At 33.4% G+C, this 18,818-nt stretch carries 20 protein-coding genes; 12 read left to right on the top strand and 8 right to left on the bottom strand.

Translation table 11 applies throughout. The annotated features are described in order from the left end of the window. The first annotated feature begins 5 nt into the window (after nucleotides 1-5). From B2U95_RS08640 to B2U95_RS08620, 5 genes are all read left to right on the top strand, one after another. Nucleotides 6-191, top strand: a complete 186-nt coding sequence (locus B2U95_RS08640) for a CcoQ/FixQ family Cbb3-type cytochrome c oxidase assembly chaperone (RefSeq protein ID WP_296315050.1) — start codon at nucleotides 6-8, stop codon at nucleotides 189-191. Further along, a complete protein-coding gene (locus B2U95_RS08635; protein ID WP_296315047.1) occupies nucleotides 188-1,168 on the top strand; it encodes a cbb3-type cytochrome c oxidase N-terminal domain-containing protein in 981 nt (326 codons plus the stop codon). The genes B2U95_RS08640 and B2U95_RS08635 overlap by 4 nt, the downstream gene beginning before the upstream one ends. A gap of 23 nt (nucleotides 1,169-1,191) precedes the next feature. Beyond that, on the top strand, nucleotides 1,192-2,616 hold the full coding sequence (gene ccoG, locus B2U95_RS08630; protein WP_296315045.1) for a cytochrome c oxidase accessory protein CcoG: 1,425 nt from the start codon (nucleotides 1,192-1,194) through the stop codon (nucleotides 2,614-2,616). A 178-nt stretch (nucleotides 2,617-2,794) separates the two neighbouring features. Beyond that, a complete protein-coding gene (locus B2U95_RS08625) occupies nucleotides 2,795-3,241 on the top strand; it encodes a FixH family protein (RefSeq protein ID WP_296315042.1) in 447 nt (148 codons plus the stop codon). Continuing rightward, nucleotides 3,242-3,943, top strand: coding sequence for a sulfite exporter TauE/SafE family protein (locus B2U95_RS08620; protein ID WP_296315039.1), 702 nt, complete (start codon nucleotides 3,242-3,244; stop codon nucleotides 3,941-3,943). A 119-nt stretch (nucleotides 3,944-4,062) separates the two neighbouring features. Here B2U95_RS08620 and B2U95_RS08615 read toward each other — a convergent pair whose 3' ends face one another. The 3 genes from B2U95_RS08615 to hemN all read right to left on the bottom strand — a co-directional run bounded on the left by B2U95_RS08615 (nucleotide 4,063) and on the right by hemN (nucleotide 7,476). Then, nucleotides 4,063-5,112, bottom strand: a complete 1,050-nt coding sequence (locus B2U95_RS08615; RefSeq protein ID WP_296315037.1) for a flavin monoamine oxidase family protein — start codon at nucleotides 5,110-5,112, stop codon at nucleotides 4,063-4,065. 153 nt (nucleotides 5,113-5,265) lie between these two features. Then, the gene (locus tag B2U95_RS08610) at nucleotides 5,266-6,099 is read right to left on the bottom strand and encodes a universal stress protein (protein WP_296315034.1); all 834 of its coding nucleotides are present in this window, start codon (nucleotides 6,097-6,099) and stop codon (nucleotides 5,266-5,268) included. Between the two features lie 12 nt (nucleotides 6,100-6,111). Next, a complete protein-coding gene (gene hemN / locus B2U95_RS08605) occupies nucleotides 6,112-7,476 on the bottom strand; it encodes an oxygen-independent coproporphyrinogen III oxidase (RefSeq protein WP_296315031.1) in 1,365 nt (454 codons plus the stop codon). Between the two features lie 172 nt (nucleotides 7,477-7,648). Between hemN and B2U95_RS08600 the strand changes: the two genes are divergently transcribed. Next, nucleotides 7,649-8,245 (top strand): superoxide dismutase family protein, encoded by a 597-nt coding sequence (locus B2U95_RS08600; protein WP_296315030.1) that lies wholly within the window; start codon nucleotides 7,649-7,651, stop codon nucleotides 8,243-8,245. A gap of 88 nt (nucleotides 8,246-8,333) precedes the next feature. Here B2U95_RS08600 and B2U95_RS08595 read toward each other — a convergent pair whose 3' ends face one another. Beyond that, nucleotides 8,334-9,026 carry a tetratricopeptide repeat protein gene (locus tag B2U95_RS08595; protein ID WP_296315026.1) on the bottom strand — a complete coding sequence of 231 codons (693 nt, stop codon included), beginning with the start codon at nucleotides 9,024-9,026 and terminating at the stop codon, nucleotides 8,334-8,336. Nucleotides 9,027-9,168: 142 nt separating this feature from the next. Then, nucleotides 9,169-10,101 (bottom strand): peptidylprolyl isomerase, encoded by a 933-nt coding sequence (locus B2U95_RS08590; protein ID WP_296315024.1) that lies wholly within the window; start codon nucleotides 10,099-10,101, stop codon nucleotides 9,169-9,171. 122 nt (nucleotides 10,102-10,223) lie between these two features. On the opposite strand from B2U95_RS08590, the gene B2U95_RS08585 reads away from it, so the two are divergent. After that, the gene (locus B2U95_RS08585) at nucleotides 10,224-10,667 is read left to right on the top strand and encodes a hypothetical protein (RefSeq protein WP_296315021.1); all 444 of its coding nucleotides are present in this window, start codon (nucleotides 10,224-10,226) and stop codon (nucleotides 10,665-10,667) included. A 1-nt stretch (nucleotide 10,668) separates the two neighbouring features. On the opposite strand, the gene B2U95_RS08580 is transcribed toward B2U95_RS08585, so the two are convergent. Further along, nucleotides 10,669-12,870, bottom strand: a complete 2,202-nt coding sequence (locus B2U95_RS08580; RefSeq protein ID WP_296315019.1) for an ATP-dependent DNA helicase RecQ — start codon at nucleotides 12,868-12,870, stop codon at nucleotides 10,669-10,671. A gap of 88 nt (nucleotides 12,871-12,958) precedes the next feature. Between B2U95_RS08580 and B2U95_RS08575 the strand changes: the two genes are divergently transcribed. The 4 genes from B2U95_RS08575 (at nucleotide 12,959) to lptB (ending at nucleotide 15,931) form a co-directional block, all read left to right on the top strand. Continuing rightward, nucleotides 12,959-13,924 carry a KpsF/GutQ family sugar-phosphate isomerase gene (locus tag B2U95_RS08575; RefSeq protein WP_296315013.1) on the top strand — a complete coding sequence of 322 codons (966 nt, stop codon included), beginning with the start codon at nucleotides 12,959-12,961 and terminating at the stop codon, nucleotides 13,922-13,924. Further along, nucleotides 13,924-14,754, top strand: coding sequence for a twin-arginine translocase subunit TatC (tatC, locus tag B2U95_RS08570; RefSeq protein ID WP_296315010.1), 831 nt, complete (start codon nucleotides 13,924-13,926; stop codon nucleotides 14,752-14,754). The genes B2U95_RS08575 and tatC overlap by 1 nt, the downstream gene beginning before the upstream one ends. A gap of 3 nt (nucleotides 14,755-14,757) precedes the next feature. After that, on the top strand, nucleotides 14,758-15,117 hold the full coding sequence (locus B2U95_RS08565; protein WP_296315008.1) for a carboxymuconolactone decarboxylase family protein: 360 nt from the start codon (nucleotides 14,758-14,760) through the stop codon (nucleotides 15,115-15,117). A 73-nt stretch (nucleotides 15,118-15,190) separates the two neighbouring features. Continuing rightward, the gene (gene lptB / locus B2U95_RS08560; RefSeq protein WP_296315006.1) at nucleotides 15,191-15,931 is read left to right on the top strand and encodes an LPS export ABC transporter ATP-binding protein; all 741 of its coding nucleotides are present in this window, start codon (nucleotides 15,191-15,193) and stop codon (nucleotides 15,929-15,931) included. Between the two features lie 9 nt (nucleotides 15,932-15,940). Here lptB and B2U95_RS08555 read toward each other — a convergent pair whose 3' ends face one another. Continuing rightward, nucleotides 15,941-16,819: a DUF808 domain-containing protein gene (locus B2U95_RS08555; RefSeq protein WP_296315004.1), complete on the bottom strand. Its 879-nt coding sequence runs from the start codon at nucleotides 16,817-16,819 to the stop codon at nucleotides 15,941-15,943. A 57-nt stretch (nucleotides 16,820-16,876) separates the two neighbouring features. Continuing rightward, complete coding sequence (locus B2U95_RS08550) at nucleotides 16,877-17,632, bottom strand: CDP-alcohol phosphatidyltransferase family protein (RefSeq protein ID WP_296315001.1); 756 nt, start codon at nucleotides 17,630-17,632, stop codon at nucleotides 16,877-16,879. 111 nt (nucleotides 17,633-17,743) lie between these two features. On the opposite strand from B2U95_RS08550, the gene B2U95_RS08545 reads away from it, so the two are divergent. Continuing rightward, complete coding sequence (locus B2U95_RS08545; RefSeq protein ID WP_296315000.1) at nucleotides 17,744-18,814, top strand: PorV/PorQ family protein; 1,071 nt, start codon at nucleotides 17,744-17,746, stop codon at nucleotides 18,812-18,814. Nucleotides 18,815-18,818: the final 4 nt, after the last annotated feature.

Here is an 18,818-nt window from a genome sequence, read left to right as displayed (position 1 = left end):
TTATTATGTTCAAATTTATAAAAGGCCACTTAGAAACGATTACAGGTATTGAAATATATCCCATGATATCACTCCTTATATTCTTCATCTTTTTTGTTGTGCTCTTTTATTGGGTAATTACAGCTAAGAAGGATTATATAAAGGAAGTTAGTAACATTCCTTTAGACCACCAAAACGAGACTATATCATGAGAAATTTAATCCCATCACACATAAGAGTGCCCGTACTCTTTTTTGCTATTGCCGGACTTGTAGAATACTTTGTAGATTCGGGAGGTCAGCCTGCCTTTATGGAGCAACCTATCATCTTATTGTTTTTATTATTAATATTATTAGTATTAATTGCTATTGAGGCTATTGTAAGCGCTATGGCTAATATTCTTTATCAAAGTTTAGATGAAGCGGCTCAAGCCCGCTACGATGCAAACACCAACAAACCCTTTAAAATTTTGACCTGGGTTCAGGAAAAATACAAGAATCTTCTCGGCTCTAAACCCATAGAAGACGAAGGTGAGATTATTCTCGATCATAATTATGATGGGATTAAAGAATTAGATAATAATTTACCACCATGGTGGGTTTATTCATTTTATCTATCCATACTATTCGCCGTGGTTTATATGGTTCGGTACCACGTTTTTAATGCAGACGGTCAATTTGTAGAATATGAAATTGAATACGCTGAAGCTAATCGTGCCATTGAAGCCTACAAGAAAACAGCGAAAGGCTTGGTGGACTACAATACTGTTGAACTTTTAGCAGACGCTTCCGATTTAAAATCAGGTCAAAAGATTTTTGAATCTAACTGTGTGGCTTGTCATAAAGCTGATGGCGGCGGTGGGATTGGCCCAAATCTAACGGACCCCAATTGGATTTTGGGTGGGGGCATTAAAAATGTCTTCAGAACTATTTCTGAAGGAGGACGAGACGGAAAAGGAATGGTGTCGTGGAAAGCTGAACTAAAGCCTTTAGAGATGGCACAAGTTGCAAGTTATGTACTGCAATTTCAAGGCACAACACCGGCTGAACCTAAAGCTGCCGAGGGCGATGTTTGGGCGGATGAATCCATAAAAGCATCTAAAGTTGAAGGTGAAATCGAAAATAAAAACACAACTGAAGACCTTGAGTTAATACCAGTACAAGGAAAAACCATGGCTTCAAATAATTAATAAACAGAAAAAGCTATCCCAAAATGGAAACGCCAGAAAATGAAATTTTTAGAGATTCTATTGGCACTATCGATGAAGATGGCAAGCGTAAATGGATATTTCCTAAAAAGCCTTCAGGTTATCTTTACGAAAAGCGTAAACTCGTAAGTTATGTCTTATTAGCTTTTTTATTTGCTGCTCCATTTATTAAAATCAATGGCAATCAATTTCTGTTATTTAATATTTTAGAGCGCCGTTTTAATATTTTTAGTTTTCCGTTTTGGCCACAAGATTTTTATCTATTTGTTCTATCTATGTTGATTGGTGTAATTTTCATTACACTATTTACCGTCGGTTTTGGTCGTGTTTTTTGTGGTTGGATTTGTCCGCAGACCATATTCATGGAAATGGTCTTTAGACGTATTGAATATTGGATTGATGGAGACAGAAACAAACAAATGCGTTTGCAACGCCAAAAATGGGATGCAGAGAAAATAAGAAAGCGCGTGCTAAAATGGTTTGTATTTTTAGTGATTTCTTTTTTAATCGCGAATGTATTTTTAGCCTATTTAATTGGTGGTGACGCGCTTTTAAAATATGTTACCGAAGGGCCTTTTGAGCATACAGGAACCCTTATTCCGCTTCTTATATTTACAGGTGTATTCTATTTTGTTTTTGCTTGGTTCAGAGAACAAGTGTGCATTATTGCTTGTCCTTATGGCCGCTTACAAAGTGTGCTTTTAGATAATAAATCTATTGTCGTCGCTTACGATTATAAACGTGGAGAAGCAGAAAATGGAAGAAAAAAATTCAGAAAAAACGAAGATCGCAACGCTTTAGGCCATGGAGATTGTATTGATTGTTTTCAATGTGTTACTGTCTGCCCAACAGGAATAGACATTAGAAATGGCACACAATTAGAATGTGTTAACTGTACTGCTTGTATTGATGAATGTGATGATATTATGGAAAAAATCAATCTTCCAAAAGGATTAATTCGTTTCGCAAGTGAAGATAATATAAAGAAAAAAGAGCCCTTTAAATTAACACCTCGTCTAAAAGGTTATATGGCTGTACTAACCATACTCATAGGGCTATTAGCAGGAATGTTAGCCTTGCGTAACGCTGTTGAAGCGCGTATTTTACGTTTGCCAGGGCAACTTTACGAACATAAAGACAATGGCATTATCAGTAATGTTTACACCTTTAAATTGGTAAACAAGACCTCTGAAGCGATTGATAATTTAAGCTTTAAGCTCAGAGGTTGGGACGGTACTGTACACGTTGTTTCTACTTCCGACACATTTATTGTAAAGGCACAAGCTATTGCAGAAGGCACCCTATTTATAGAACTTAAACAAAGTGATTTATCGGGCGATAAAAATAAAATAATGATTGATGTGTATAGCAAAGACGAGCTTATCGAAACAACATCTGTTTCTTTCTTAGGCCCTCGAAGTTTTAATTAAGTAGTAGACAAGACAGTATTCAATGGGTAATTCACGAGGATGGAAATTAGTATAATAGCACTTCGACTGCACTCAGTGGCAGTTAAAGGTTACAAAATTAAAAAATGGAGATTCCATCCTTTGCAGGAAAAATAATGAGATCCTGAAGCAAATTCAGGATAACAAAATAAATTTTGTTATGAAAATAAATTGGGGAACAGGTATTGTTATTGCATTTGTGTGTTTTATATCATTTATTATGTATTTCGTAATAACGATGAGCACTGATACGGCATACGAGCATGATTTAGTAGTAGAAGATTATTATGGCCAAGAACTACAATTTCAAAATGATATTGACAAACAAGAACATTCAAAAACATTGGTCTCTGATGTTACTTGGATCAAAACTCAAGACGGCATTGAAATCACATTTCCAAAGTATCTAGACATTAAAAACATAAAAGGAAAAGTGTTCCTATATAGACCATCTAACAAGCACTTAGATTTTGAAACTCAAATTTCATTGTCTAATCACAATTTGCTCATACCTGACAAAAGCTTGTTGGGTGGTCGTTGGAACATTAAAATCGATTGGAAATATAATAATAATTCCTATCTCTATAAAACTGAAATCACTTATTAGATGTTAGTTTCTGCTCTCATATTAGGATTATTAGGAAGTTTACACTGCGTTGGTATGTGTGGACCAATAGCCTTTATGTTGCCTGTAGACCGGTCTAACTCCTTTAAAAAAGTGAGTCAGATTGGGATGTATCATTTTGGTAGGTTACTGGCTTATAGCATTATCGGCTTAGTTTTTGGTTTAGTTGGTCAGAGTCTTTATATTTTTGGCATACAACAACAACTTTCTATTATTATCGGTATTTTAATGATCGTTGTGGTGCTATTGCCACACAAAACCATTGGCAAATACAATCTTTCTAGACCACTCTACAAGATAATTTCAAAAGTAAAAACATCTTTAGGTAAAGCTCTAAAGAAGAAAACAGCAGATACGTTTTTAACCATTGGCTTCCTCAACGGGTTCTTACCATGTGGTTTAGTTTATATGGCTGTATTTGGAGCTGTAGCAACTGGCAGCTTATTGGAAGGCAGTTTGTATATGATTTTATTCGGTTTAGGAACAATTCCTCTAATGACCTCAGCGATTTACTTAGGTAAATTTTTAAACAGTACCCTAAAACAGCGCATCCAAAAAGCGATTCCTGTTTTTGTAGTTATTATTGGCGCTTTGTTTATTCTACGCGGTTTGGGATTAGGAATTCCTTACCTCTCTCCCGCTCCTGTGGTTGAAATGGCTTCTAGTGCTTTAGAATGTCACTAATTTTTATTTTACGCAAAACAAAGACGAGAGTTTATAGTGGCCATGAAATCATAGACCTAAACTTATAATTTTTCAGAATGGCCTTTATGGAGCTGGTAATGTTCAATTGTAGACCTCATCTATTTGGAGTTTATAATTTGCCTTGCTGCCTCTAGTCCGCTTATTACCGCTCCTTCAAGATAACCACCATAGTGTTTTGACGTTTCTGTCCCAGAAAACAACAACTTGCCATTCATAAAAAAATCAGTAAATACAGCATTTCCATATTGAGGACTGCTATTAATAGGTTGTAGATGCTGAACAGCGGTAAATTCATCTTTAGACCAATCTTTTTCAAAATAATCTAAATAATTTCTTACAGACTCGCCGAGATATTTTTCAAGATAACTTAAGACAGCTTCCTTTCTATCTTCTCGCTTAGCTGCTCTTAAGTCTTCATTTACAAATCCCATTAGACTGAAACTATTATCTTCAAAATTACAATGATCATAGAGTTCTATCACTGGGTTACTTTCACCAATGACGGTACCAGAAAAATTGTTTTCGCGCCAGAAGGGTGTGCTAAAAGTCAGCCCGACTTTAATAGAATTACTCATCCAGGTATGCGTTTGTTTCATTATAGCAAGCAAATACTCTGGTAATTTAGGATAGAAATCTAATGTACTGGCAAGTTTTGGAGGTATGGTCATAATTACCTTATCTGCCGAAAATAAGCCTCTATTCGTTAGTACCTCTAAACATTTATTAACTTCAGTAATAGTTTCAACTTTAGTATTGTGTTTTATTTGACTACCTAAATTTTCAGATAATTTATGTATTACAGCAATTGACCCTCCTGCAATTCGTTTTGCAGAAGATGCATCTGTTGCACTTTCAAAATAATGCGCTGGTGCCATCGTATTATAAACTAAAATACTTTGTCCTTTTTGATATTGCTGAAATGAACCAAGATTAAGTTCATTCAATAAACGGGTTAAATACTGATGTGGTTGCTGAAACCAGGTTGCTCCCAGATCCACATCCTTATGTGTTACTATACGCCCACCTATTTGAGGTCGTCCTTCTAAAATAGTGACATCTATAATCCCATTTTTATTTAAGATATAAGCTGTTGTCAATCCTGACAAACCTGCTCCAATAATTATATATTTTGAATGTTTAGATTTCAAATACTTTCATTTTTATAAAGTGAAATTTAAGACTAATGAATGATGAGTAGCTGTAATATATAGAGAATAAATGGTAATATTGAGAAACTTAAAGAGCGTCAAATAAATTAATCTTTGACGTTTAATTTGATACTACTCAATAAAAATAAAAAATTACATTTTAAAAGTCATAACTGGTAACGTAGAATGATTTGCTATGTCTTCTGAAATACTTCCTTCAAAGAAATGTGCTAAACCCTTTCTACCATGAGTAGCTACTGCAATAAAATCTGAACCAATAACATTAGCGAAATTTAAAATTCCTTTTTCTATTGAGTAGTCTGAAACTACACTTACATTAGATAAGTTATCTAAGTCACTATCTGCTTTTTTTAAAAAGTCAGCAACACGTTTATCAATTTCAGAAGAGCTTCTAAAATTACCATCTGGAGAATTCACATACACCAAATACATCTTAGCTCCAAGTTTATCAAAAATCAATTTAGCCTTAAGATATGGTGCAACAGACTCCTCAGAAAAATCACTTGCAAATACACCGTTTTCAAAATCAAATAATATAGGGTTGTGCTTTATTACTAAAACAGGAATATCTGAATGACGCACCACTTTTTCTGTATTAGACCCAACCAAAACTTCTTTAATTCCGCTTGCTCCATGAGAACCCATAACAATTAGGTTAGCTTTGTGCTCTTTAGACACATCGTTAACCTCACTCCAAACTTTAAAATGTTTTACAATAGGAGTTACTACAAGGTCTTCTAAATAAGGCTTATTTAAAAAGGTTTGAAATTTTTGTTCTGCTAGTTTTAAATAAAATACAGCTTCCTCATCTAAAGCATTATTTCCTGCTGTTAAAATAGCATTAGATAATTCTAGCATATGTAATACTATAAGTTCTGATCCAAATTTATGAGCGATGTTAGAAGCAGCTTCTAATGCATATTCGGAATGTTCTGAAAAATCTATGGGTACAATAATTTTTTTCATTTTATTTATGTTTTAAATAGTCATTGAAAATAATTTGGTTTCGGGCTTTTTGCGTTCTAATAATAAATCGAAAGCCATACATATATTTCTAATAAAAGGTTTTCCCTTTTCTGTTACAGTGACTTGTTTTCTTTCAAACTCAAGTAAACCGTCTAATTCAAACTCTTTTAGTTTTAAAAGGACATCTGGTAATTCTAGAAAGGTCATTTCATGATTTAACCAAGAGGTCTTAAAATGACACATGAGATTTAGAATGTGTTTTCTAATGCGAAGGTCTTCAGTATTTAAAATATGTCCTCTGTAAACCGGAATAATACCTTCATCAATTAAATGATCGTACTCCTCAATAGATTTTACATTCTGCGCAAATCCATACCAGCTATCACTTATAGAAGAAGCACCTAAACCAATCATAGCTTTTGTTTTAGAGGCTGTATACCCCATAAAATTTCGATGTAATGTTTTATTCTTCATCGCTTTATAAAGCGAATCACTTTTTAAAGCAAAATGATCCATACCTATCTCGCTATAACCCACTTTTTCTAAAAGTCGTTTTCCTGTTTCGTACTGGTTACGTTTTGAATCTGCTGATGGTAAATCTTTATCCTTAAAACCACGTTGTCCATTGCCTTTTATCCATGGGACGTGTGCATAGCTATAAAACGCCAAACGGTCAGGCATTAATGCTTCGGTTTTAGTAATCGTTTCAATAACATCTGATTCGGTTTGAAATGGTAAACCAAAAATAATATCATGCCCAACAGAAGTATAACCAATTTTACGAGCCAATTCCGTAGCGCGTTTTACGTTTTCAAATGGTTGTACACGGTTTATAGCTTTTTGCACTTTCAAGTTATAATCCTGAACACCGAAACTCACACGTCTAAAACCCAAATCGAATAAAGTCTGCAAATGTACTTTGGTTGTATTGTTAGGGTGACCTTCAAAACTAAATTCATAATCTTCTGCAATTTCTGAGACTTTCAATAATTCAGAAATTAAAAATTTTAAGTTTTCTGGTGAGAAAAATGTTGGAGTGCCTCCACCAAGGTGTAATTCTTTTAGCTTAGGTTTTGCACCTAACAATTCACGATATAAACTCCACTCTTTTAAAAGTGCTTTTATATATGGCAGTTCTAGGTCGTGGCGTTTTGTGATACGCTTATGACAGTCACAAAACGTACACAAACTTTCACAAAACGGTAAATGTAAATACAAGCTTATACCTTCGCTAGCATTACTTTCTTCAAAAGATTGTCTTAAAGACTTTTTCCATTGCTGTAACGAAAATGTATCCATATTCCAATACGGAACTGTTGGATAACTTGTATAACGTGGTCCTGCCACGTTGTATTTATTTACTAAAGAATGACACATACCTAATTATTGTGGTTCAAAATTAGTGGTATGTCTTGTTTTAAAATATGATATTTATCATATCATTACTAAATTATAGAAATATTAGTATAAGTTTTAGTAGACAATAATTAATTTGTCATTTGCACAAACCTATTTATCTGCTTAACTTTACTTAAAATCAAAATTACTTATGAAACACTTAAAACTAATTACAATGGCTTTTGCAGTAATATTTGCAACGGCTTGTAAAAACGATACTAAAACGAGTACTGAAGATTCAAATACTGAAACTTTAACACCTCCACCACCTCCTGCACCTATTAATGCATCAGCAGATAAACAACTAACTATAAACTTATCACAAAAAAGTGATAGTAACGTAGAAGGTGTTATTAATTTTGTTGAGAATGATGGAGTTGTAACCATGACAGGAACCATTATGGGTCTTGAAGAAGGTCAGCACGCAATTCATATTCATGAAAAAGCAGATTGCTCTTCGGCAGACGGTAAATCTTCTGGTGGTCATTGGAATCCTACTGCACAGCCGCATGGTGCTTGGGGAGATGCTACCGGTTACCATAAAGGTGATATAGGAAACTTTACAACTAAGGCAGATGGTACTGCTTCGGTCTCTAAAACTACTGATGAATGGTGTATTGGCTGTGGTGATGACACTAAAGATATTTTAGGTAAAGCCGTTATTGTACATATTGGTGTAGATGATTTAAAATCTCAACCTTCTGGAGCTGCTGGTGCTCGTGTTGGTTGCGCAGGAATTATTGAATAATATATAATCTAATAATACTAAAAAAAGCTATCCGTAAAGGGATAGCTTTTTTTGATTATACATCAAGGCTATTAAACCTATTTAAATTTTAATCTTCTTTAGGCTTGTATGCTTCAATGAATTTCTCTGCACGCTTGTTACTATTATTAAACTCTAAAGATTTTTTGTAATTAGTATAAGCTTGTATACTATCTCCGCTAACTAAATAAGCTTGGCCCAAGCTGTCGTAAACATTTGCGCTACTAGGATGTAAGGCTACATTTATTTTAAAGACTTCAATAGCTTTTTCTAATTCCTGTTCTCTAAAATATTTATAACCCATATTATTAAAATCTCGCTCTCTTATAAAGACACTTGTAGAATCTTGTTTCTTAATTTCTAAGAAACCAGCTAGTGCTTTTTCGTAATTACCGTCTTCTAAATGTCTACTAGGTGTTTTGTAATCTGCGGGAACTTTTAAATAATCATAAGTGATTTCACTATCATCTTCTGGTATCGCAGATAAATAGCGTTGTTTAGTTTCAGGATGTTGAATAAATTTAAATTTCTTATACATATCTGCTACAAAAAACTCATTTTGCTCAATAGCAACAGGTTCAATTTTTCCTCCGCGCCAATTTAATAATAACTTATTATCTTCGTAATAAACTTCGATAACATCATCTTGGTTAAACAAATAGCTTCCTTCGGTTTCTTCTTTGAACTCTTCTGAATATTCAACTGAATTTGAACAATTAAAGACTACAGTTACTAATAATAGGTATAAAATTCTTGATTTCATTTTGGTTGGATTGTTTAACAAAAAAAGTCTCACTATAAGTGAGACGATTCTTTTTGAATTTTGTTACTATTTAATTGATTGTATTCCTAAATGAGTTTGGAATATGCACTTCACTAATTTTATAATAAAATTAGCTCTCTACTTATTTAATTCCCATCAACTCTACATCAAATACCAATGTTGCATCTGGTGGAATAACACCTCCTGCTCCAGCAGATCCATATCCTAAATCGCTAGGTATTACTAAACGGGCTTTATCTCCAACATTTAATAAACAGATGCCTTCATCCCAACCTGCAATAACTTGACCTACTCCTACTTGAAAATCTAATGGTGAGTTTCTTTTGTAAGATGAATCAAATACTGTTCCGTCTGACAACTGACCTTTATAATGCACAGAAACCATGTTTCCTTTTTCTGCTTTTTTACCGTCTCCTTTTTGAATGACTTTATAACGTAAGCCAGATTCAGTTACGTCAAAACCAGCAGCTAATTTATCTAAATCAGCACTTGCAGCTTCGCGTTCTGCTGCTACACGCTTTTCGCGAGAGCCTTCAAAAGTTCTAAATGCTTCAATGGCGTTAAATTTTTCGGCTGCATCACCAACTCTTACAATTTCTAAAGTATCAAGTGTATCTCCTTGTGCAACAGTATCAACAATATCATGTCCTTCAATAACATTACCAAAAACAGTATGCTTACCGTCTAACCAATCTGTTGCAATATGCGTTATATAAAACTGACTTCCGTTTGTTCCAGGACCAGCGTTAGCCATAGCTAATACTCCAGGACCATCATGTTTTAAATCTGTATGAAACTCGTCATCAAACTTGTAACCGGGATTTCCTGTGCCAGTGCCTTGAGGACAACCTCCTTGAATCATAAAATCTGGAATTACTCTATGAAACTTTAAACCATCATAATATTTTGTTCCTTGTGGTTTAACAGCATTTTCCATGTTTCCTTCTGCTAATGCCACAAAGTTACCTACTGTTCCTGGAGTTTTCTCAAACTCTAAATTCACTAATATTTCACCTTTAGAGGTGTTAAATTTTGCGTATAAGCCGTCTTGCATTGTATTTTATTTTGTTTAAGAGTGCAAAGATAACAAACTGATTTGGAAGTTTAAAACATGAAGCATGAAGTTTAGATTTGAGAATTGAATATTTAAAGTTAGTTTTGCTGAAAATTAAATTTATGGGATTTTCATTATCTAAACTTTTTGGTAACAAAGCTTCTAAAACAGAATCAAACGATAGTGTTGAAGCGATTATAAAAGATGTTGAAAATAAGCCTTTTGGAGTTGCAGATACTAATGTTATTTTTGCTGGCCTAAATGAATTGGGTGGTTACTATTTCTTTCAAACTGTTATCGTTGGTGAACTTTATGTAAAGATTAAAGATGGTGCTACACTAACATTTAAAGGTGAAAATTTTGATTTAAAACTCAATTCTGATATGCCAGAATTTGAATCTGGAGGTTCACCGATTCCTAATAGAAGTATTACTAAAATCGATTTTCAGATTGAAGAATCTGATGTCAAAAAATTAGAAAAGGCAACACTTAGTAGTATCGCCTTAAACGTTAAGAAAAATAATATTTTATTTACAAAGTATGTTTCTTCAGAAGAAGAGGAGTAATCTAATTTGCTACTTCACTCATAAACTTTATGCGATACAGACGTAATTCATCATCATCATAATCGCCATCAAATTCTTCAATAGCATCGTCTATTTTATCACTTTCAGATTCCATAAAGTATTCATGGATTTCTTCTTGTTGATCTTCATCTAAAATATCATCTATCCAGTAATTTATATTAAGCTTCGTTCCAGAAAAAACAATAGATTCCATTTCTTTAATAAAAGTTGGCATTTCCATTCCTTTAGAAGAGGCTATATCACTTAATGGTAACTTTCTGTCTACATTCTGAATAATATATAGTTTAATAGCAGAATTCATTCCTGTAGATTTCACTACCATATCATCTGGTCGCAGTATGTCATTTTCTTCGACATAATCAGCTATCAATCCTAAAAAATCATTACCATACTTTTTTGCTTTGCTCTCACCTACTCCATGCACGTTAGATAACTCTTCGATACTTATAGGATACTTTAAAGCCATATCCTCTAACGACGGATCTTGAAAAATCACAAATGGTGGCACACCTAATTTTTTAGCGTTACGTTTACGTAAATCCTTGAGCATGGTCATTAGCTTCTCATCTGCAACTGCTCCACCTCCTTTAGAGTTGGTGACAATACCATCATTTGTTGTCTCATCAAAGACATGGTCTTCTGCCATCATAAATGATTGCGGATTCTTTATATAGTCTTTACCTTGGTCACTCAATCTTAAGACTCCGTAAGTTTCAATATCCTTCTTCAAATAACCAGCTACTAATACTTGGCGTATTAGAGCCATCCAGTATCTAGCTTCCTTTTCTTTACCAATACCAAAGAAAGGTTGTAAATCTGTTTTATGAGAAGATATTAATGCGTTAGCATTACCTACAATAACTTGTACTAAATCTTTAGATTTATATTTTTCATTAGTCTTGTCTACCGTCTCTAAAAGTGTTTTCACCTCACTTTTTGCTTCGACTTGCTTTTTAGGATAACGAACATTATCATCCATTTCTCCTCCATCACCAGTTGCATTATCAAAATATTCTCCAAAATAATGAAGAATAAATTTTCGTCTAGACACCGAAGTTTCAGCAAAGGCAACAACTTCTTGCAATAGCGCATGCCCAATTTCTTGTTCAGCTACAGGTTTACCAGACATAAACTTTTCTAGCTTCTCAATGTCCTTATAAGCGTAATAGGCTAAACAATGACCTTCTCCACCATCACGACCAGCTCTTCCTGTTTCTTGATAATAGCTTTCTATACTTTTAGGAATATCGTGGTGAATTACAAAACGCACATCTGGTTTATCAATTCCCATTCCGAATGCAATAGTTGCCACTACAACATCTGTATCTTCCATTAAGAACATGTCTTGATGCTTCACTCTAGTTTTAGCATCTAAACCGGCATGATATGGTACAGCTTTTACACCATTAACCTGAAGGACTTGTGCCAAAGATTCAACACGTTTTCTACTTAAGCAGTAAATAATACCTGATTTACCATCATTCTGTTTTACAAAACGAATAATATCTGCATCTACATTTTTAGTTTTTGGACGTACTTCGTAATACAAGTTCGGTCTATTAAAAGAGTCTTTAAAAGTAACAGCATTAGGCATGCCTAAACTCTTTAAAATATCTTCTTGAACCTTAGGAGTTGCTGTTGCTGTTAAACCAACAATAGGAATATCATCTCCAATACGTTTTATTATAGTTTTTAAATTTCTATACTCTGGTCTAAAATCGTGTCCCCATTCACTAATACAATGTGCTTCATCTACAGCCATAAATGATATTTTAACTGTTCTTAAAAACTCAACATATTCTTCTTTGGTTAACGACTCTGGCGCTACATAAAGTAGTTTTGTAACACCACTGACGATATCGTCTTTCACACGTTTAACCTCTGTTTTATTCAAAGAAGAGTTTAAAACATGTGCTACACCTTCGTGCTCCGAAACCGCTCTTATAGCATCAACCTGATTTTTCATTAAAGCAATCAATGGAGACACCACTATGGCAGTTCCTTCCTTAATTAAGGCAGGTAGCTGATAACAAAGTGATTTTCCGCCACCAGTTGGCATAATAACAAACGTGTTGTTACCTGCGGTGACATTTTTTATAACTTCTTCTTGAAGACCTTTGAATGCTGAAAATCCAAAGTGCTTTTTTAACGCGGAGTGTAAGTCAATTTCTGCAATACTCATTAATCCCTATTACTATTTTATATACATTTGCAATATGTTTAAAGATAACAATTTCTTTAGACCTAGAAAACTGATTAAAAAATAAGTTTTGAACACAAAACAATCCATTTTACATACTGCAAAAACCACTATAAATTTAGAAAGTAAAGCTATTAAAAACTTGTCTGAATTACTAACAGATGATTTTGCTGATGCTGTTGAATTAATTTATAATTCTAAAGGTCGTGTTATTATTACAGGTATAGGCAAAAGTGCTATAATTGCTAATAAAATTGTTGCTACTTTAAATTCAACGGGTACTCCATCTGTTTTTATGCACGCTGCTGATGCCATACATGGAGACTTAGGGTTAATTCTTGAAGATGATGTGGTTATTTGTATTTCTAAAAGTGGAAATACACCAGAAATCAAAGTTTTAGTCCCACTTATAAAGCGTGCTAAAAATAAAATGATTGCCATTACTGGGAACAAAGATTCTTTTTTAGGACTGCAAGCAGACTATATTCTTGATGCTTTTGTAGAACAAGAAGCATGTCCTAATAATTTAGCACCTACAACGAGTACAACTGCTCAATTGGTTTTAGGAGATGCTTTAGCTGTTTGTTTATTAGAGTTGAGAGGTTTTTCTAGTAAAGATTTTGCAAAATACCATCCTGGTGGAGCATTGGGTAAACGTCTCTATTTAAGAGTTAATGATTTATCATCTCAGAATTTAAAACCTAAAGTAGGTTTAGAAGCGAGTTTAAAAGAAGTCATTGTAGAAATTACTGAGAAAATGCTTGGTGTTACTGCAGTTGTTGACAACAACAAGATTGTTGGTATTATTACAGATGGTGACTTAAGGCGAATGTTGAGTAAGAGTGACGACATAACTAACTTAAAAGCTAAAGACATAATGAGTAGTAATCCAAGACGAATTGTTGAGGATGCTATGGCTGTTGACGCAAAGGAGGTTATGGAAGAATTTGGTATTTCTCAATTATTAGTAGAACACGATGGTAACTATGCAGGAGTTGTACATCTTCACGATTTAATTAAAGAAGGTATTATATAATGGCAAAAAAGCAGTTAGATGAAATGTCTTTCTTAGACCACCTCGAAGATTTAAGATGGCACTTAATAAGGGCTACTTTGGGTATATTAGCAGCTGGCATAATAGCTTTTATGTTTAAAAACTTTATTTTTGATACCATTATTTTTGGACCTACAAACATGTCTTTCCCTACATATAAAGGACTTTGTAGTATATCACAGTTTCTAGGAATTAATGACACCACGTTTTGTGCAGATAAATTCCCTTTCGTTATCCAAAACAGAACTGTATCTGGTCAATTTTCATTACACATCTGGACTTCAATTTACGCAGGTTTCATTGTAGCCTTCCCTTATGTATTATATCAGTTTTGGAGCTTTATAAGCCCTGGCTTAAAAACTACCGAACGTAAAAGCTCTAGAGGATTTATTATTATTGCTTCATTTTTATTTTTTCTAGGAGTCCTTTTCGGTTATTATATCGTAACGCCTTTATCGATTAACTTCTTAGCTAATTATAAAATTAGTGAACTAATCTCTAATGAGTTTGATGCAAGCTCAGTTATAGCAATTGTGCGCTCTTCCGCTATTGCCTCTGGCTTTGTATTTGAATTACCAATAATCATTTACTTTTTAACTAAAATTGGTCTAGTAACACCTCAGTTTTTGAGAAAATACAGAAAATATGCGCTAGTTATTGTACTCATATTATCTGCTATAATTACTCCGCCAGATATTGCGAGTCAAGTAATTGTTGCTATTCCTATTTTAATACTATATCAAGTAAGTATTTATATTTCTGCAGTTGTTGTGAAAAATCAAAAAAGAAAAGAATCAAAAGTTAAGTCTTAAATTATGTCGGATATTGTAAATGAGTTTAACGACTATCGTGCTAAAATGAATGATAAAGTTTTAGCGGATAACAATAAAATAATCAAGCGTATTTTCAACTTAGATACTAATGCGTTTCAAGAAGGTGGTGCATTAGATAAAAAAACTAAAGAGCTTTTGGGCTTAGTTGCATCTACTGTATTACGTTGTGATGATTGTGTGAAATATCATTTAGAAAGCTCTTATAAAGAAGGCTTATCTAAAGCCGAAGTTAGTGAAGCTCTTGGAATAGCAACTCTAATTGGTGGCACTATCGTTATACCTCATTTAAGACGTGCCCACGAATATTGGGAAGCTTTAGAACAACACAATACTCAAGGTTAAACTTTTAATAAATGAAAGCCGAATCTTATAGAATCTATATGATTTTGTTATTTTTAGCGTTCTTACACATACTATGAAACTACGCGCAGAACATTTAATGAAGTCCTACAGCGGACGAAAAGTTGTTAAGGATGTTTCTTTGGAAGTTAACCAAGGAGAGATTGTTGGACTACTTGGTCCCAACGGAGCTGGTAAAACAACATCGTTTTATATGATTGTGGGTATTATAAAGCCAAATGGAGGTAATATCTATTTAGATGACACCAATATTACAAAATACCCAATGTATAAGCGTGCTCAAAATGGTATCGGTTATTTAGCCCAAGAAGCTTCCGTTTTTAGAAAATTAAGTATAGAAGATAATATATTAAGTGTACTTCAATTAACGAAACTGAGTAAGAAAGAACAACACGAAAAAATGGAATCTTTAATCGAAGAATTTGGCTTAGGCCATATAAGAACTAGTCGTGGTGATTTATTATCTGGTGGTGAACGACGTAGAACTGAAATTGCACGCGCGTTAGCAACCGATCCAAACTTTATTTTACTCGATGAACCTTTTGCAGGAGTTGACCCTGTTGCTGTTGAAGATATTCAGCGCATCATTGCTAAACTAACCAAAAAGAACATTGGTATTCTTATTACCGATCACAATGTACAAGAAACACTTGCCATTACTGATAGAACCTATTTAATGTTTGAAGGTGGTATATTAAAAGCTGGTAAACCAGAAGAGTTGGCTAGTGATGAAATGGTACGTAAAGTATATTTAGGTCAGAACTTTGAACTTCGTAAGAAAAAGTTAGAGTTTTAGTAAGTACAATTACTTTACACGCTTCTTTGGAAGAATCGCTTTAACTCCTTTTACAAAAATCAAACAAACAATACCAGCTAACATGCCTACAGTAAAATCTCTTAATAGTGATGGCCATTGCTCTAAAAAATGATGTAAAAAATCTACATTATGAATAAAAATACCACCAGCAACGAGCAGTAATGCAATAGTTCCAATTACCGAAAGACTCTTAATAATTTTAGGTAATGCTTTTACTAAAAGCGTTCCCACTGTAAATAAAAAACCACTTTCACCTTTACTTTTTCCAATAAGCCTAAGTCCAAGATCATCCATTCTTACAATTAAAGCTACAATACCATAGACACCAACTGTTGCAGTTAGTGCTACAATTGAAACGACAATTATTTGAAACAAAAGCTCTTTTTCTACAACTGTACCCAATGCTATAATTACAATCTCTACAGATAAAATAAAATCGGTAACAATTGCAGATTTAATTTTTATCTTTTCTAGTGTTAGGATTTCTTCTTTACTTAGATTTTCTCTACAAATTACTTTTTTTGCCTCTGAATGTGGAATAATAAATTCATAGATTTTCTCAGCACCTTCATAGGCTAAATATAGTCCGCCTAAAACCAAAACTACAATAACTGCCCATGGTAAAAAAGCACTTAGCAAAAAAGCTAAGGGTAAAATAATTAACTTATTTAAAAATGAACCCTTTGTAATTGCCCACAACACAGGGATTTCTCTAGACGACAAAAATCCTGATGCTTTTTCTGCGTTTACAGCTAAATCGTCACCTAAAATACCAGCTGTTTTTTTCGTAGTGATTTTTGTCATTACAACCACGTCATCCATTAAGGCAGCAATATCATCTAGTAGTGCAAAAAATCCTGAAGCCATTGATAAAAAATTATAGTTTGGTATTTAATTTCAGATTAAAACTAAGACATAAATAGTCTAAATTTTACTTTTAGTGAGCAAAGAAAGTACTACATATAATAGTATAATAATAGGAATAGCGGCAAAATGGAGTACTACTAAGGCAACTACGCTCAATATTAAGAATATATAGCGTACCGCATTATCTGTAAACGTCCAGTTTTTAAACTTTAATGCAAATAATTTAATATTAGAATTTAGGAGATAACAGCTCAGTAAGGTTATACCAATTAAAAACCACTTATTAATAATTATGGCATTCATAAAATCGTTATTTTGATATTCTAAAATTAAAGGTAATGACAGAATCAATAGCGTATTAGCTGGCACAGGTAATCCCTTAAAATAAGATTGTTGATCTTCATCTAAATTAAATTTAGCTAAACGATAAGCAGAAGCTAACGGAATTAATAAACCTATTAGAGGTAACAGGGACAACTTAAAACCTTGCCAATGAAAAACAGAATTCCAACTATCACTGTAAGACGAATAATCTGGTGCGTCTATTGTAAATGATATTAGTTTAAACATAATAATACCCGGCACTACACCACTAGTAACTAAATCTGCTAAAGAATCTAACTGAATTCCTAAAGGACTCTGTACATTAAGCTTACGGGCTAAAAGACCATCAAAAAAATCGAAGAAAATACCTAAAAAAACAAACATTGCCGCGATAACAAAGTTACCATGCACTGCAAAGATAACAGCAATACAACCTGACAGTAGGTTGAGTAGCGTCACAGCATTAGGAATGTGTTGTTTTATACTCATAAAATTAATTTATGTAAAAATATAAAAGTATTTGAGTCTAAAACAATAAGAATGAACTTTATCAGTTAAATAGATAGAAAAATATTGTGCATCTTTGTAAAAAAATTACTGTTGAAAAATTACTATGTAATTCTCTTAACACTTGTCACTTTTATTACCTCGGCTCAATCTACACGAAAATATTCTAACGAATTCATGAATATTGGTGTTGATGCTGCTTCTTTAGGTATGAGTAATGCTGTGGTATCTCAAACGAATGACGTCAATTCTGGATATTGGAATCCGGCTGGTTTGGTTCATCTTGAAGATAACCAACTCGCCTTAATGCACTCTAGTTATTTTGCCAATATTGCTAATTTCAATTACATCGCCTATGGCATGCCATTAGACAAAGAAAGCGCTATTGGTATTTCATTAATTAGATTTGGTGTTGATGATATTTTAGATACGACCCAATTAATTGACGACCAAGGAAACATAAATTACGATAGAATTAGCACCTTCTCTACTGCAGATTATGGGCTTACATTTTCTTATGCAAGAAAATTGCCTTTAGACGGTTTAAATTTTGGTGTAAATGCAAAAATAATCCGAAGAATTATAGGCGATTTCGCCTCTTCTTGGGGATTTGGCTTAGATGTAGGTATTCAATTTGAATCTGGAAATAATTGGAAATTTGGCTTAATGGCTAGAGACATTTCTACAACCTATAATGCTTGGTCTATTAATGAAGAAAAATTTGAACAAATTAGTGGCGCTGTAGAGGGAGAAAACCAAGAATTACCTGAAACTACCGAAATAACAATTCCGAAATTACAACTAGGCGTATCTAAAAAATGGATTATAAATTATGATTATACTATTTTAGGTGCTGTAAATCTTAATGCAAGATTTGAAGAAAATAATGATGTGTTTTCTACATCTTTTGCAAGTATAAATCCTGCTTTAGGTTTTGAATTTGGTTATGCAGACTTAGTCTTTTTAAGAACGGGTTTTGGAAATTTTCAAAATGAAAGACAATTAGATAATTCTGAAAACCTTACGTTTCAGCCAAACTTTGGTGTTGGTTTTAAATATAAAGGCATTCAGATAGACTATGCTTTTACTGATATTGGTGATCAAAGTGCTGCATTATATTCTAACGTATTTTCCTTAAAAATAGACTTTGGTGTCTTTAGATAATAGC

It is taken from the genome of Winogradskyella sp. UBA3174, from assembly GCF_002364335.1.
In the GTDB taxonomy this organism is placed as follows: domain Bacteria; phylum Bacteroidota; class Bacteroidia; order Flavobacteriales; family Flavobacteriaceae; genus Winogradskyella.
The sequence above is the reverse complement of the archived record's forward strand: the minus strand, read 5'-3'. Positions and strand labels throughout refer to the sequence as shown.